General features: G+C 72.4%; 7 protein-coding genes and 3 tRNA genes. 5 read left to right on the top strand and 5 right to left on the bottom strand.

Annotation, left to right across the window (positions count from 1 at the left end; all coding sequences use genetic code 11):
• Positions 1 to 130: 130 nt before the first annotated feature.
• The 4 genes from EF918_RS26180 to EF918_RS26165 form a co-directional block, all read right to left on the bottom strand.
• Complete coding sequence (locus tag EF918_RS26180) at positions 131 to 2,053, bottom strand: ABC transporter ATP-binding protein (RefSeq protein ID WP_125651137.1); 1,923 nt, start codon at positions 2,051 to 2,053, stop codon at positions 131 to 133.
• Entirely contained in the window at positions 2,050 to 3,783 is a 1,734-nt protein-coding gene (locus tag EF918_RS26175; protein ID WP_125651135.1) for an ABC transporter ATP-binding protein, read from the bottom strand. The genes EF918_RS26180 and EF918_RS26175 overlap by 4 nt, the downstream gene beginning before the upstream one ends.
• 162 nt (positions 3,784 to 3,945) lie before the next feature.
• Entirely contained in the window at positions 3,946 to 5,427 is a 1,482-nt protein-coding gene (locus EF918_RS26170) for an FGGY family carbohydrate kinase (RefSeq protein WP_125651133.1), read from the bottom strand.
• Positions 5,428 to 5,457: 30 nt separating this feature from the next.
• Positions 5,458 to 5,757 carry a YtxH domain-containing protein gene (locus tag EF918_RS26165; protein ID WP_125651131.1) on the bottom strand — a complete coding sequence of 100 codons (300 nt, stop codon included), beginning with the start codon at positions 5,755 to 5,757 and terminating at the stop codon, positions 5,458 to 5,460.
• 147 nt (positions 5,758 to 5,904) lie between these two features.
• Here EF918_RS26165 and EF918_RS26160 point away from each other — a divergent pair.
• From EF918_RS26160 to EF918_RS26150, 3 genes are all read left to right on the top strand, one after another.
• Positions 5,905 to 5,977: transfer RNA gene (locus tag EF918_RS26160), tRNA-Asn, on the top strand.
• A 5-nt stretch (positions 5,978 to 5,982) separates the two neighbouring features.
• Positions 5,983 to 6,058 (top strand) — tRNA-Asn (locus EF918_RS26155).
• Between the two features lie 178 nt (positions 6,059 to 6,236).
• Positions 6,237 to 6,310 (top strand) — tRNA-Ile (locus EF918_RS26150).
• Positions 6,311 to 6,503: 193 nt separating this feature from the next.
• On the opposite strand, the gene EF918_RS26145 is transcribed toward EF918_RS26150, so the two are convergent.
• Positions 6,504 to 7,670 (bottom strand): glutamate--cysteine ligase, encoded by a 1,167-nt coding sequence (locus EF918_RS26145; RefSeq protein ID WP_185921924.1) that lies wholly within the window; start codon positions 7,668 to 7,670, stop codon positions 6,504 to 6,506.
• A 174-nt stretch (positions 7,671 to 7,844) separates the two neighbouring features.
• Between EF918_RS26145 and EF918_RS26140 the strand changes: the two genes are divergently transcribed.
• Positions 7,845 to 9,170 carry an MFS transporter gene (locus EF918_RS26140; protein ID WP_125651127.1) on the top strand — a complete coding sequence of 442 codons (1,326 nt, stop codon included), beginning with the start codon at positions 7,845 to 7,847 and terminating at the stop codon, positions 9,168 to 9,170.
• 297 nt (positions 9,171 to 9,467) lie between these two features.
• The gene (locus tag EF918_RS26135) at positions 9,468 to 10,547 is read left to right on the top strand and encodes an esterase-like activity of phytase family protein (RefSeq protein WP_125651125.1); all 1,080 of its coding nucleotides are present in this window, start codon (positions 9,468 to 9,470) and stop codon (positions 10,545 to 10,547) included.
• Positions 10,548 to 10,692: the final 145 nt, after the last annotated feature.

The raw sequence follows: 10,692 nt of genomic DNA, 5'->3' as shown, positions 1-10,692 counted from the left end.
CCCTCGCGCGTTCCGGGGGCGGCGGCCGCCCCGGGCCGCCCGCCGCCCCCGGAACGCGCGAGGGGTGCCCCCGTACGAGGACGAGGGCACCCCGGCAGCGGCCGACGGCGGCGGGCCGTCGTCGGGTCGGTCAGTCGACCTCGGCCACCGCCTGCGCGAACTGCGCCGCGTACAACCGGGCGTAGGCCCCGTCCGCCGCGAGCAGCTCCTCGTGCGAGCCCTGCTCCACGATCGAGCCGTTCTCCATCACCAGGATCACGTCGGCGTCGCGGATCGTGGACAGCCGGTGCGCGATCACGAACGAGGTCCGGCCGGCCGCCAGTCGCGCCATCGCCTTCTGGATGAGCACCTCGGTACGGGTGTCCACCGAGCTGGTCGCCTCGTCGAGCACCAGGATCACCGGGTCGGACAGGAACGCCCGGGCGATGGTGATCAACTGCTTCTCGCCGGCGCTGACGCCCGCGCCCTCGTCGTCCAGCACGGTGTCGTAACCGTCCGGCAGGGTCCGGACGAACCGGTCCGCGTGCGCGGCCTTCGCCGCGGCCTCGATCTCGGCCCGGGTCACCTCCCGCGAGGCCCCGTACGCGATGTTCTCCGCGATGGTGCCGCCGAACAGCCAGGTGTCCTGGAGCACCATGCCGATGCCCGCCCGCAGGTCCTCGCGGGTCATCCTCGCGATGTCCACCCCGTCGAGGGTGATCCGGCCGCCGGTCACCTCGTAGAACCGCATCAGCAGGTTGACCAGCGTGGTCTTGCCCGCGCCGGTCGGGCCGACGATGGCCACCGTCTGACCGGGCTGCACCGACAGCGACAGGTCCTCGATCAGCGGCTTGTCCGGCGCGTAGCGGAACGAGACCTTCTCCAGCGAGACCGCACCGCGCAGCCGCTCCGGGCGCTCGGGGACCTCGGCGTCCGGCTCCTGCTCGGGCGCGTCCAGCAGCTCGTAGACCCGCTCGGCGGAGGCGACGCCGGACTGCACCAGGTTCGCCATCGACGCGACCTGCGTCAGCGGCATCGAGAACTGGCGCGAGTACTGGATGAAGGCCTGCACGTCACCGATCGACAGGGTGCCCGAGGCCACCTTGAGACCGCCGACGACCGCCACCAGCACGTAGTTGATGTTCGACATGAAGAACATCACCGGCTGCATCACACCGCTGACGAACTGCGCCTTGAACGAGGCCTGGAACAGCGCGTCGTTCTGCTCGGCGAAGGTCGCCGCCGACTCCTGCTGCCGGCCGAAGACCTTCACCAGCGTGTGCCCGGAGTACATCTCCTCGATGTGCGCGTTCAGCGCGCCGGTGGTCTTCCACTGCGCCACGAACTGCGGCTGCGACTTCTTGCCGATCTTCGTCGCCAGGACGATCGACACCGGGACGGTCACCAGCGCCACCAGCGCCAGGACCGGCGAGATCCAGAACATCATCGCCAGCACGCCGACGATGGTCAGCAGCGAGTTCAGCAGCTGCCCCATCGTCTGCTGGAGCGTCTGCCCCACGTTGTCGATGTCGTTCGTGGCCCGGCTGAGCACCTCGCCGCGCTTCTGCTGGTCGAAGTACGACAGCGGCAGCCGCGACAGCTTGGCCTGGAGCTCCTCGCGCATCCGCAGCAGGGTGTCGTTCATCACGACGTTCGACAGCCGGGTCGCGACCAGCATCAGCAGGCCGGCCAGGGTGAAGACCACCACCGCCCACAGCGCCACCGTGCCGACCGCGCCGAAGTCGATGCCCTGGCCGGGCGTGAAGTCGGTGCCGGACAGCATGTCCGCCATGCCGTCCTCGCCCCGCGCCCGCAGCCCGTCGAGCGCCTGCTCCTTGGTGATCCCCTCCGGCATCTGCCGGCCGACGATCCCCGCGAAGACCAGGTCGGTCGCCCGGCCCAGGATCTTCGGGCCGATCACCGTCATGGCCACGCTGCCGAACACGGCCACGACCATGCCCCACAGCCGCAGCTTGTCCTGGGCGAGCTGCTTCAGCAGCCGCTTGCCGGAACCCTTGAAGTCCAGGGACTGCTGGCCCGGACCCATCATCATCCGTCCACCGGGCCCGCTCATGCGGCCTCCGCCTCCGTCAGCTGGGAGAGGACGATCTCCCGGTAGGTCTCGTTGCCGGCCATCAGCTCGTGGTGGCTGCCCACGCCCACCACCTGTCCCTCGTCCAGGACGATGATCCGGTCGGCGTCGCGGATGGTCGACACCCGCTGGGCGACGATCACCACGGTCGCGTCCTCGGTCTCCCGGGACAGCGCCGAGCGCAGCGCCGCGTCGGTCGCGTAGTCCAGCGCCGAGAAGGAATCGTCGAAGAGGTAGATCTCCGGGCGCTGCACCAGCGTGCGGGCTATCGCCAGGCGCTGGCGCTGACCGCCGGAGACGTTCGTCCCGCCCTGGGTGACGGGCGCGTCCAGGCCGCCCTCCAGCGCCGAGACGAAGTCCTTGGCCTGGGCGACCTCCAGGGCCCGCCACAGCTCCTCGTCGGTCGCGTCGGGGCGGCCGTAGCGGAGGTTGGAGGCGACGGTTCCGGAGAACAGGTACGGCTTCTGCGGTACCAGGCCGACCGTACGGGCCAGCAGCGCCTGGTCGATCCGGCGCACGTCCTCGCCGTCCACCAGCACCTCGCCGCTGGTGGCATCGAACAGCCGGGGCACCAGCCCCAGCAGCGTGGACTTGCCGCTGCCGGTCGAGCCGATCACCGCGGTGGTCTCGCCGGGGCGGGCCAGCAGGTCCACCCCGCGCAGCACCGGGGACTCCGCGCCCGGGTAGCGGAAGTCCGCCCCGCGCAGCTCCAGCTCGCCGCGGCGGGCCAGGGTGCGCACCGGCTCGGCCGGCGGGACCACGCTGGAGGAGGTGTCCAGGACCTCCTGGATGCGCTCGGCACAGACCTCGGCGCGCGGGACCATCATGAACATGAAGGTGGCCATCATCACGGCCATGACGATCTGCATCAGATAGGCCAGGAACGCCGTCAGCTGGCCGATCTCCATGCCGTTGCTGTCGATCCGCATGGCGCCGAACCAGATCACGGCCACGCTGGACATGTTGATCACGACGATGACCGCCGGGAACATCAGCGCCATCAGCCGGCCCGCCGACAGCGACACCTCCGTCAGGTCGGTGTTGGCCCTCCCGAAGCGCTGCTGCTCGTACTCGTCGCGGACGAAGGCGCGGATCACACGGTTGCCGGTGATCTGCTCGCGCAGCACCCGGTTCACCGTGTCGAGGCGCTCCTGCATCAGGCGGAACAGCGGGCGCGTGCGCCACACGATCGCGCCGACCGAGAGGCCGAGCACCGGCACCACGGCGAGCAGGACACCGGAGAGCTTCACATCGAGCGAGAGCGCCATGAAGATGCCGCCGACGCACATGATCGGCGCCGAGACCATCAGCGTGAAGGTCAGCAGCACCAGCATCTGGACCTGCTGCACGTCGTTGGTCGTCCGGGTGATCAGGGACGGTGCGCCGAACTGCCCGAGCTCCCTGGCGGAGAAGCTCTGCACCCGGTCGAACACCGCGGCCCGCAGGTCCCGGCCCACCGCGGCGGACGTACGGGCGCCGTAGTAGACCGCGCCGACGTTGCACACGAGCTGGACCAGCGAGACGCCGAGCATCAGCCCGCCGAAGCCGAGGATGTAGCCGGTGTCACCGTTGACCACGCCGTGGTCGATGATGTCGGCGTTCAGGGTGGGCAGGTACAGGGAGGCGCTGGTCTGCAGGAGTTGCAGCAGGACCAGCAGCAGGATGGGTTTGCGGTACGGACGCAAGGACGTCCGCAAAAGTCGTATGAGCACGCGTAGGCTCCGGGTCGCAAGATCGGGGGTTCGGTCCATCTTCGGACAACCCGACCTGCGATCCCCACCGTTTTTCGCAAAGGCAGGTCAAAAGGCGGACGTCGGTCCCGCCCGGGACCTACGCCCGCCCTGTGCGCCGCTGCCGCCGCGCCCGCCGTGGGCTCAGTACCCGGCCGGGTACGCCGCCGGGGCCGGGGCCGGGCCCGCGAAGGCGCCGGGGTGGATCTGCTCGCGGGTGGTCACGTACTGCTGGCGCACCGCCTGCCACGCCGGCAGGTCCTCGCCCGGCTCGAACACCTGCGCCGCGGGCGCCGGCCACACCGGCGGGGTGTGCGGGGCGAGCGTGCCCCGGGCCACGCCGAGTGCCCACGCCGCCTGCCGGGCCGCGCCCAGCGCCGCGTAGTCCGCGGGCGCGGGGACGACGATCTGCGTGCCGAAGAGCCCGGGCGCGGCCGCGGTCACGGCCGGCAGCTCGGCGGCGGCGCCGAGCAGGAAGACCCGGCGGATCTCGACACCCCGGGTGCGCAGCACGTCGAGGGCGTCGGCCAGCCCGCACAGCATGCCCTCGAACGCCGCCCGCGCCAGGTGCTCGGGCTTCATCGAGTCCCGCCGCAGCCCGGACAGGGTGCCGGCGGTGTGCGGCAGGTTCGGGGTCCGCTCACCCTCCAGGTACGGCAGCAGGACCAGGCCGTGGGCGCCGGGGGTGGACTTCAGCGCCAGGTCGCTGAGCCCCTCCAGGTCCGTGCCGAGCAGATCGGCGGTGCCGCGCAGGGCCCGTACGGCGTTGGAGACGTTCACCACCGGCAGGTGCATGCCGGTGGCGTCGGCCATCGAGGTGATCAGGCCGCCCGGCTCGGACAGCGCCTCGTGGTGCACCGCCATCACCGAACCGGACGCGCCCAGGGACACCACCGCGTCGCCCGGGCCGAGCCCGAGCCCGAGCGCGGCGGCCATGGTCTCGCCGGTGCCGGCGGAGATCAGCAGCCCCTCGGGGGTGGTGCCGGCGGCGTCGGCCGGGCCGAGCACCTCGGGGAGCACCGCGCGGTGGCCGAGGGCCAGCTCGACCAGGTCGATGCGGTACGAGCCGGTCGCCGGCGACCACCAGCCGGTGCCGGAGGCCCCGCCGCGGTCGGTGGTGCGCCGCACCGGCCGGCCCAGCAACTGCCAGACCAGCCAGTCGTGCGGGGACATGATCATGGCGATCCGGCGGGCCGCCTCGGGCTCGGTCCGGGCCAGCCAGGCCAGCTTGGCGATCGGCTGGGCGGACTGCGGCACGCTGCCGACCGCCTCGCTCCAGGCCTGCCGCCCGCCGAGCTTGTCGGCCAGGTCGGCGGCCGCGACCTGGCCGCGCTTGTCGTTGCCGACGAGGGCCGGGCAGACCAGCCCGCCCTGGGCGTCCAGGGCCAGCAGACCGTGCTGCTGCGCGGAGACGCCGATGGCCTGGACGCCCTCCAGGATCCCGCCCCCGGCCGCCTCGCCGAGGGAGAGCAGCCAGGCCTGTGGATCGGTCTCGTAGGGGTTCACCTCACCCGCGGGCTGCGGATGGGGCGCGTAGCCCTGGCGCAGCACGGCACCGGTGTCGGCGTCGCAGACGACGATGCGAGTGAAGGTGGAAGAGCTGTCCAGCCCGGCGACTATCCCCATGGGCTGAATTCTGCCGCACGCGGCGGGAATCTAGGTGTTGCTGGTGCCCCAGTCGTCGTCGGAACCCTGGCCGCGCTCGCGCCGCGACCGCAGCCGGTGCCCGAACCCGTTCGGCGCCGCGTGCTCGACCCGGTCGGTGACGGCCACGAAGGCCTTGCCCGCGACGTCCCGCCCGGTGTGTCCGGCCGTCTCCACGGCGTTGCGCACCGCCGGGTTCTGCGCGACGGCCCGGGCGGACTTCTTGAGCTGCTCGTACCGCTCGCGCCCGGCGGCCGTCCCGAGGACGTACCCGAGGGCCAGTCCGACGAAGAACGTGACCTTGTACCGCATGCCTGCCACCCTTCGCTGTGTCGGTGCCCGGCCTGGCGTCGATACCGATTGGCGGAGCACCCCCCTGCTTGCGCTAATCTATGTCTCGCAACGGGCACCCGCCCCCCGGCAAGGCCGGAGGTGGGGCTGTTCGGTGCAACGCAGCAATCCCCTGTAGCTCAATTGGCAGAGCAGCCGGCTGTTAACCGGCAGGTTACTGGTTCGAGTCCAGTCGGGGGAGCGCGATCCCCTGTAGCTCAATTGGCAGAGCATTCGGCTGTTAACCGGAGGGTTGCTGGTTCGAGTCCAGCCGGGGGAGCCACCGGAAGAGGACCCCGAGCGGGTCCTCTTCTTTTTTGCCTCCTCAGGGAACCGGGCAGCCCCCAGGACGGTCTCACTGGGCAGGCGCAGCCGATCGCACGAGGCATCCGGAGCAGGAGATCGTATGAGCGGCTATGCTGCGGCAGACGGCGCGCACAAATGTGCGCGACGCGCCGTTAGGGGCGGTAGCTCAGCCGGTTAGAGCAGCGGACTCATAATCCGTCGGCCGTGGGTTCGAGTCCCACCCGCCCCACCGTGAAGGGCCGGTCCGCAGAAACGTTGCGGCAGGGCCTGGGGGTGCCCCGTCCGGTGGTTCCGGGCGGGGCACTCGTGTTTTCCGTACGGCATCCACGTGTGCTCCGTACGCGTCCCGCGGGGTGTGAGGCCCGTCACGGCCGGGGGTCGCCCGGGAGGTGGTCAGGCCGGTGGTCAGGCCCGGCGGCCCGTCACAGGGCCTCCGTCTCGTCCGCCAGGTGGCGTACGACGTCGGCCAGGTCCTGGCGGCGGGCGTAGGCCGCGCGTTGGCGGTGGGCGCCCGAGCCCTCGCGGAGCAGGGTCGACAGGGCCTGTGCCGCGTGGTCCAGGTCACCGGCCGCCGCCAGCTCCGGGGCCACCAGGTCGAGCAGCGCCTCGGCGAGGTCGGCCGCGGGGAGTTCCGCGCCCGTGAACGGGTCCAGGCCGAAGCCCTCCAGGCCGTCGTGGGCGGCCCGCCAGCGCGCCAGGCGCAGGACGTCCTCCCGTACGGCCGGGTCCGGGCGGTGCTCGGCCAGCTCGCGCAGGGCGGTGGCGACCAGGGCGCGGACCAGTTCGGCCTGGAGCACGGCGGTGTCGATGTCCGCCGACATGTCCGGGGCCCGGAACTCCAGCGTGGGCCAGCGCCCGGACGGGCGGAGGTCCCAGTAGACCATCTTGGTGTCCAGGGCGGCCCCCGAGCCCAGCAGGATCTGCACCGACCGGCGGTAGTGGGCGGTCGATCCGAAGTGCGGGGGCAAGCCCGCGGAGGGCCAGGTGGACCAGGCCATGGCACGCCAGCTGGCATGGCCGGTGTCGCGGCCGTTCCAGAACGGCGAGTTGGCGGCCAGCGCGATCAGCGTGGGCAGCCAGGGCCGGACCCGGTTGGACACGGCCACCGCGGTGTCCACGTCGAGGGTGCCGACGTGGACGTGCCGGCCGCAGCTGACCAGGGTGTCGGTGAGCGCGCCGAAGCGGCGGTGCTGCTCGCGCTGGCGGGGTTCGTCGTCGGTCAGGTGCAGCGGCTGGTCCACGGTCAGTACGGGCGAGGGGCTCGCCAGCAGCCGGCAGCCGTGGGCGCGGGCCGCCTGGGCGAGGGCGCGCCGCAGGGCGGCGATCTCCGCGCGCAGGCCGGTGGCGGACTCGGCGACCGGAGTGGCCATCTCCACCTGGTAGCGGGTGCCCTCGGGATGCAGCTGGTGCGGCTGGCCCCCGGCGGTGGCCAGGACGTGGGGGGCGGCCGGGACCACCCGGAACGTGCGGGCGTCGACGAGGAGGAACTCCTCCTCGACGCCGAGGGTGAGGGGGACCGTCCCGGTCCGACCCAGGGTGCCGAGCGTGCGGAGATTGTTGCTCGCGGTGCCTTTGCCAGGTTCGATCACTACGCCTCCCTGGACATACGAGTCGGTTTCATCATGAGCGGAACGGGAGGGGGGAGCGCACGGCGATTCAGTCAAATGTCCGGTGAAAGTGGCGTGTTCGCGGTCGGCCGACCCGATCTCGGGGCCATCGGTCCAGGTGGGACGGCTGGTGCGACCTCATGAAGATGTAGACAGATGTTCGAGCTCGTGATCCATGGCCGGTTATCATCCGCTGTGACCGCCACGACCTCGCCGACTCCGTCCGACGACGCCCCCGACGAACGCCCGCGGCGGCGCGTACTCGCCGACCTCACCCCGTTGCGGACGTCCCCCGACTACCGCCGGCTGTGGTGCGGCAACACGATCTCGTGGATCGGCCAGGCGATGACCGCCCTGGCGATCTCGCTCCAGGTCTACGACATCACCGGATCCAGCTTCTCCGTCGGTCTCGTCGGCCTCTTCTCCCTCGTCCCGCTGGTCGCCTTCGGCCTCTACGGCGGGGCCATCGCCGACACCGTCGACCGCCGCAAGCTCGGCCTGTACAGCTCCGCCGGGGCCGCCGCACTCTCGGTCGCGCTCGCCGCAGCCGCGCTGCTGGACTACCACCGGGTGTGGTTCCTGTACGCCGTCGTCGCCCTCCAGTCCGTCTGCGGGGCGCTGAACTCGCCCGCCCGGTCCGCGATGATCCCCCGACTGCTGCCGCCCGAGCAGCTGCCCGCCGCCAACGCGCTGACGTCGCTGACCATGACCTCGGGAGCCACCCTGGGCCCGATGGCCGGCGGGCTGATCGCCGGCTGGTGGGGCTACCAGGCGGCGTACCTGATCGACGCGGTCGCCTTCAGCGCCGCCCTGTACGCGATGTGGCGCCTGCCCTCGATGCGCCCGGAGCGGGAGGAGGGCAAGCGGGGGCGGGCCTCGGTGCTGGACGGCCTGCGCTTCCTGGGCAGCCGGCCCAACGTCCGGATGACCTTCTTCTCCGACCTGTGCGCCATGGTGCTGGCCCAGCCCAAGGCGCTGTTCCCGGCCGTCGCCGGGCTCTGGTTCGGCGGCGACGCCCGGACCGTGGGCCTGCTGGTGGCGGCCCCCGCGGTGGGCGCGCTGCTGGGCGGACTGTTCTCCGGCTGGCAGGGGCGGATCCGGCGGCACGGGCTGGCGATCCTGCTGGCGGTGGCCGCGTGGGGGCTGGCCATCGCGGTGTTCGGCCTGACGCGCAACCTCTGGCTCGGGCTGTTCTTCCTGGCCCTCGCCGGGTGGGCCGACACCATCTCCATGGTGTTCCGCACGACCATGCTCCAGGCGGCCACCCCCGACGAGATGCGGGGCCGGCTCCAGGGCGTGTTCATCGTCGTGGTGGCGGGCGGCCCCCGGCTCGGTGACTTCCTCGCCGGCACCGCCGCCGACCTCACCTCCCCGACCGCGGCCGTCACCGGCGGCGGCCTGGCCTGCGTCGCCGCCCTGGCCCTGCTGACCGCCCGCTGGCCCGGCTTCGCCCGCTACGACGCCCGCAAGCCGGAGGCGTGAGCCGGGCTGCGGGGGCGTAGGCAGGGCCGGGACGCCCGCGAGCCCCGGCCCGTCGGCAGACGTCGGCGGACGGCCGCAGACACCCGCAGACACCCGCAGACGTTCCGCCGGCATCGCCAGGTGTCCGCCGGTCACGGCGTCGACCCCGACAACCGGACGGTATCCCAACGGAAGTTGACGCTTGTGTGAGCGTCATGTCACGCGGCTTCCAGGATCTTTCGAACCGTCATACGACTGTTCGGACGTTTGTCGGCCGGACGCGTCCACCGTCCGCCTGTTCCTGGAGGAAGCCCGCCCATGCGCCTGCGTACGCTCGCAGCCACCACCACGGTCACCGCCGCGCTCTGCGGTGCCCTCGCCCAGCCCGCCGGTGCGGCGGCGCCCGCCCGGGACGCCCACGCCTGCTCCCCGGCCCTGTCGGTGGCCGGCTACTCGGACTCGCTCGACAAGACGACCGTCGGCGGCCGCCTGGTCGGGGGCCTGTCCGCGCTGTCCGTCGACCGGCACGGCACGGTGGTCGCAGTCTCCGACCGCTCTGCGCTGTTCACCCTCCAGGTGGGCCGCGGCGCCGTCCCCACGGCCCGCGCCACCGGCGTCCTGCCGCTGACCGACGGGGCCGGGGCGCCGCTCGACTCCGAGGGCGTGGTCGTCGACCGTGACGGCACGTACCTGGTCACGGACGAGAACACCCCGGCGATCCGCCGGCACGACCGCACCGGCCGGGTGCTGGACACCCTGCCGGTGCCGCCCGCGTTCCGGATCGCCCCCGTGGGGCGGGCCGTGAAGAACCAGACCTTCGAGTCGCTGACCCTGCTGCCCGGCGGTCGCACGCTCGTCGCGGGCCTCGAAGGCCCGCTGGCCGGCGACGGCACGGACGCCGAGGGCCGCACCCTCCAGCGCATCCAGACCTGGGAACGCGGCCGGGACGGCACGTTCCGGCTCGGCCGCCAGTACGCCTACCCGGTCGACGCCGGCCACGGCCTGGTCGAACTCGCCCCCACCCGCGACGGCCGGCTGATCGTCCTGGAGCGCGGCTTCGACGCGACATTCCGCATCACGGTCCGTCTGTACGTGGCCGACCCCCTGGGCGCCACCGACACCACCCGGGTGGACACCCTGATCCCGGACCCGGCCCTCCGCCCCGCCCGCAAGACCCTCCTGGGCGACCTCGACTCCTGCCCGAACCTGGGCGCCCCGTCGAAACTCCCGCAGAACCACCCGCTGGTCGACAACGTCGAAGGCATGGTCGTCACGGACCACGAGGGCACGCGCCGCCTGCGCCTGCTCCTGGTCAGCGACGACAACGAACTCCCCCAGCAGACGACCCGCCTGTACCACGTCGACGTCCACCTGCCGGAGCGGGTACGGGTCCGCTAGCGCCGACGCCGGAGCGGCCGGGTCACGGTGACGGAGGGGCCGGAGTCACCACGCCGCGGGCTACGCCCAGGGTGACCAGGTCGGTGGGGCGGAGGCGGAGTTGGTCGGCGGTGGTCGGGGCCTGGGTGGGCGGGCGCTTGAGGAT

Source organism: Streptomyces sp. WAC06614, from assembly GCF_003949795.1.
Classification (GTDB): domain Bacteria; phylum Actinomycetota; class Actinomycetes; order Streptomycetales; family Streptomycetaceae; genus Streptomyces.
Note: the sequence above shows the minus strand (reverse complement) of the source record. Positions and strands in the feature narration are given on the sequence as shown.